The following is a 4,631-nucleotide window of genomic DNA, read 5'->3' as shown; positions in this document are numbered from 1 at the left end:
TCTATCAGTAAAAGGATCGATGAAGCCATCATCGATCGCTCGGCGAAATTCTACAAAGTCTCTTGGATCTTGTAGCAATCCTGTGTTGGGGTTATGGATTAAACCTTTGGTAAAGGACATGAAATACCGATCACCTGCGTAGCGCTCTTCGTCCCCATTAGCTTGATGGGTTGGATGTTGGCGGCTTCTTGCTAATTCAGCGGCCTCAATGCGAACGGAATAAGATTTTTGACGACGCTCGTTCATAAAATTCTCCTATTGTTTTATTTACAGCGGGTCTAGTTAAAAACAGGCACGCAACTTGGTAAGTTATTAGAAAAATTAAGTGGCATACTCGTCTGTTATGTAGAACCCCTAAGCGTATCTTTGTCTTCTTACTTCATAACTGGATATAGATATGCAATTATCAAGTAAATAATTATTTATCAAAATAGGGAAGTTGCATACAACATCTCTACTCTCAATGTCTTCTTACTTCATAACTGGATATAGATATGCAATTATCAAGTAAATAATTATTTCAGTACTTACGCAAAGACATTAGACCTCTCCGGAAAAAAGGGAGTAGGGAGTAGGGAGTAGGGAGTAGGGGGAAAGAATTGATTATTTATACCGGATAATTGATTTGATTTTTGATTATCGGAGAGGTCTACTGTATAGAACCCAAATGGGTTCTATAGATTGGAAGTGTGGGAAGTGTGGGAAGTGTGGGGAGTGTGGGGAGATGGGGGCAAATTTCAACTTTTTTCCCATATTTTATTTCTCAATCTCCTGACTCCTTTGCCAAAAACCCTCACCTTTGCAGAGATACCACTCAGGGGTTCTATATAGGTAAGAGCGGCATCGGGAGAATGTCAAGTTGGCTCATCAAGAACTTTAAAATCTGCTAGTTCAAATCCATTATGATCCTGTAATTTATTGGCTTGTACATGGTCCATAACTACAGCTATAACTGCTGGCCAAATATATTGACAATTATAAGCATTTTGTCCATCCTTTGCTCCACCAAAATTCTTCATAAAACCGTCTCCATAATAGGTTGTATTGGTGACAGATTCATTATGGTTAGCTATTAATTTTTTCTCTTTATTAGATGTAGAAAAATAGATATTTTTCTCTGTTGAAGCAATGTCAAAGAATGAACCTTTTTCTTGAGAGCGAGGAGGTTTTACCCATTCAGTAGGTTTAACAATTTTATCATTGTTTCCGTGTAAAATACCCGTGGGAATTTTGAGATCGATTCCTGTCTTTTTAATTTTCAGAGGTTCTGTTACAAAAGGGAACCGAAAAATCCCTAAAATTAGAGTAGCGATTTTAGGAATACCCATCAGAGTATTGGGAGCTGGATCGGCAGTAATTAACTGTACAATCTATAAAACTCATATAATTTTTCATATAGAACCCAAATAGGTTCTATAATTTAACCTAATATAAAGTTCATATAATTTTTAAACAGTTGGAAACTCTCGTAACTTAACTAGCTATCAGCTATTAGCTATGATAGATATTTCCAATAATAAAAAATAAAATCAATCATCCAGCAGAAATCATCAATTCTTTCTCTCTACTCCCTACTGCCTACTCCCTAATAATGAATAAAATTAATCATCAATTCAAACAATTAAAAATCTGGCTAGGAATAGGAGTAGCGATCGCTTTTCTTTCTATTTCCCTAAACACAATATTAACCCCTCCAACTTCAGTCACTGCAAAAGTTATACCTGAAAAAAAAGAGGTGCGTGGAGTCTGGATAACGAATGTTAGTAGTACCGTATTATTCGCTCCCTGGGGAATTAACCGCGCCCTCCGTCAACTTTCTCAACTCAACTTCAACACTGTTTATCCCGTAACCTGGAATAGAGGTAACACATTTTATCCCAGTGATATTGCTCGAAAAGTTACGGGTCAACCTCAAGACCCTACCCTTGCCACATTTCGCCTTGGTCGAGATGTACTTAGAGAAATATTTACACAGTCCCACCGCCAAGGTTTACGAGTCATCCCTTGGTTTGAATATGGTTTCATGGCACCAATAAATTCTCTGTTAGTCAAACGCCATCCCCACTGGGTGACAACGAGTCTGGACAAAAATAGAAATTTTTCCGAGGATATATTTGAATTAGAACTTAAAGACTTACTGCCAGAATCAGATGAACAGTCATTATTAACAACACTAAAACAGTCTCTCTCTATCAATAATGTTTGGCTGAACCCCATTCACCCCCAAGTACAAAAATTTTTTATCGACCTAGTATTAGAAGTGGTCAAAAAATACGATGTCGATGGCATTCAAATAGACGACCGCTTTGCCATGCCAGTACAATTAGGCTACGATCCAATTACAGTCCGCCTCTACAGGGAACAACATCAAGGTAAAATGCCTCCAGAAGATTTTACAGACCCAGAATGGATGCAATGGCGGGCAAATCAAATAACCGCTTTAATGGAAAGACTTTATAAAGCCGTCAAAGCAGTTAAACCTAATTGTATTGTATCCTTATCTTCTAATCCTTATGACTTTGCTTATAAATTATATCTGCAAGACTGGCCAACTTGGATAAAGCGAGGTATAGTAGATGAATTTGTTTTACAGGTGTATCGAGATAATTTACCTTCATTTTTAGCAGAATTAGAACAACCAGAAGTGAAATTGGCCAAAAGTAAAATTCCTTTCAGTATAGGTATCCTCACAGGCACCATGAAAACTTCCATGAAGATAGAGCAAATTCAACAACAAGTAAAAGCAGTACGCGATCGCCACTTTGCAGGAGTATCGTTTTTCTATTGGGAAACATTATGGGGTTATATGACTCCAAATTCACCCCAAGAGCGCCGGACTGGTTTCCAGAAAATGTTTCCTACCTCTGTATCTCGTCCGAAACTTTGAGAAGTCAAAATTCAAAATTCAAAATTCAAAAGTCAAAAGTCAAAAGTCAAAAGTAATATGAATTCAAAAGTTAAAAACTAGGGAGCAGTAGTGGACTGTTTCAACTAAAATGATGCAATAGGAAATTGGCTAGAGATTGCTTTCCTACGGAATGCTAGGCAAACACTATTGTTTGCTATCGCAAAGCTACGCTAACGCAATGACAATTCTAATGCACTATTTAAGATGAAACGGTCCACTACTGGCGTGTCAAGCTTGAAATAGTGTTTTAGGAAAATTCTCCAAACCTTAGTCAGAGCAAGAATTATACTAAAAAATTTAATACACCATTTTCAGCTTGACACGCCACTACTAATAACTATCCATTTTCAAGGAGAGGTAATTATTAATTATTAATTATTAATTGTAGAAGAGCTTGTGTCAATTACTAAATCATATTATTATCCATCTCATACTAAGTCCAAAACCATCGGCTGGGGTTTTTGGTTACAGTGGGTATTTTTCACTGTTGTCGGCTTTTTGGTCAGTTTAATATTTGTAGAAGTAGGTGTTAGACCCTATATTGGTGCTTTTTCAGGAGCCATGGGCGGTGCTGTCATCGGATTAGCCCAATGGTTGGTACTGAGAAATTATATATTCCGAAGTAGATGGTGGGTTGTATTAACTATTGTGACATGGTTATTAATCGGGGCCAGTAGTTTAGGAGCATTAGGTTGGGTGGCCCCACGAACAGAACAAATTTCAGTCAGACTATTTCATGGGTTGATTAATGGAGCTATTGTGGGGGCAATTTTGGGATTAGGCCAATGGTTTGTACTCAGGAAGCAAATTTATTGGGAAGAATGGTGGATAATTGCCAATATTATTGCTTGGTCTGTAGGTTTATCCCTTGGTTGGGCAGTGGGTGGATTTATGTATGGGGCGATCGGTCTATTTATTAGTGAAGTAATAGGTCTGTTGGTAACATGGTTTTTTGTCGCTGTTGTTACTGGTATTGCTTTGGTACGTTTATATTCAGGTCGTTGAAAAGGGGAGTGTAGGGAGTCAGTCCAGTAGGGGCGGGTTTGGCCTTAAGTTAATTGCTTAACACTAAATTTTGTTAGTTTTATTAATAGAAAACTATGAAACTGAAAACTACCCGATGGTATCGGTGAAACCTTACGAAGTTTTACAGCATTTAATAGCAGCAAGCGGAATTAGTCAACAAGATTTAGTGGGAATTATTGGTTCTGATGAGGTAGTTTCTCAGCTCGTGGATTGTAAACTTTCTTTGAATAACTGGCAAGCAAAAGTTCTCGCAGATTATTTCCAAATCTCTCCAACTATTTTTCAATAGTAGGTCTTTTAATAGTGAATAATTAATAATTAATAATTAATAATTACCTCTCCTTGAAAACGGATACCTTAATTATTCGGTAATTTGTAGATATGCCAGCGCACATTGCTATGGTTTCAAACTTTCGAGCCTATAAAATCTTACTTTTGACTTTTGACCTTTGACTTTTGACTTAATTTTGAGTTAATTTGTAACTTTGAACTTTTGAGTTAATTTCTAACTTTTAACTTTGAACTTCATTTCTAACTTTTGACTTTTGACTTTTGACTTTTGACTTGTTTGTTGACTTTTAACTTTTGACTTCAATTATGGTTCAAACTAATTTCAAAACTGCTAATCAATTGTTGCGGGAGGGCAAGCTCGATGATGCTGTGGCTGCTTACCGTGAGGCGATCGCTCTTAATCCTG

Annotated in this window: 4 protein-coding genes and 1 pseudogene; 3 read left to right on the top strand and 2 right to left on the bottom strand. The window is 37.1% G+C overall.

What is annotated here, in order from left to right; all coding sequences use genetic code 11:
- Together F6K18_RS35735 and F6K18_RS35730 are read right to left on the bottom strand one after the other, a co-directional pair.
- Window positions 1–246 (bottom strand): annotated as a pseudogene (locus F6K18_RS35735) (bromoperoxidase); the annotation flags it as partial.
- Between the two features lie 608 nt (window positions 247–854).
- Window positions 855–1,328 (bottom strand): hypothetical protein, encoded by a 474-nt coding sequence (locus F6K18_RS35730; RefSeq protein WP_287528079.1) that lies wholly within the window; start codon window positions 1,326–1,328, stop codon window positions 855–857.
- 263 nt (window positions 1,329–1,591) lie between these two features.
- On the opposite strand from F6K18_RS35730, the gene F6K18_RS35725 reads away from it, so the two are divergent.
- The 3 genes from F6K18_RS35725 to F6K18_RS35715 all read left to right on the top strand — a co-directional run bounded on the left by F6K18_RS35725 (window position 1,592) and on the right by F6K18_RS35715 (window position 4,223).
- Window positions 1,592–2,887 carry a glycoside hydrolase family 10 protein gene (locus F6K18_RS35725; protein WP_287528076.1) on the top strand — a complete coding sequence of 432 codons (1,296 nt, stop codon included), beginning with the start codon at window positions 1,592–1,594 and terminating at the stop codon, window positions 2,885–2,887.
- A 417-nt stretch (window positions 2,888–3,304) separates the two neighbouring features.
- Entirely contained in the window at window positions 3,305–3,913 is a 609-nt protein-coding gene (locus F6K18_RS35720) for a hypothetical protein (RefSeq protein WP_287325178.1), read from the top strand.
- A gap of 70 nt (window positions 3,914–3,983) precedes the next feature.
- Window positions 3,984–4,223, top strand: coding sequence for a hypothetical protein (locus tag F6K18_RS35715; protein ID WP_287528074.1), 240 nt, complete (start codon window positions 3,984–3,986; stop codon window positions 4,221–4,223).
- Window positions 4,224–4,631: the final 408 nt, after the last annotated feature.

Origin of the sequence: Okeania sp. SIO2C2 (assembly GCF_010692625.1) — a bacterium.
In the GTDB taxonomy this organism is placed as follows: domain Bacteria; phylum Cyanobacteriota; class Cyanobacteriia; order Cyanobacteriales; family Microcoleaceae; genus Okeania; species Okeania hirsuta.
This window is presented reverse-complemented; position numbering and strand designations above follow the sequence as displayed.

Excerpts from the sequence above, each read along its gene's own strand:
- F6K18_RS35730 (WP_287528079.1), bottom strand. The coding sequence starts at position 1,328 with ATGGGTATTCCTAAAATCGCTACTCTAATTTTAGGGATTTTTCGGTTC.
- F6K18_RS35725 (WP_287528076.1), top strand. The coding sequence starts at position 1,592 with ATGAATAAAATTAATCATCAATTCAAACAATTAAAAATCTGGCTAGGA.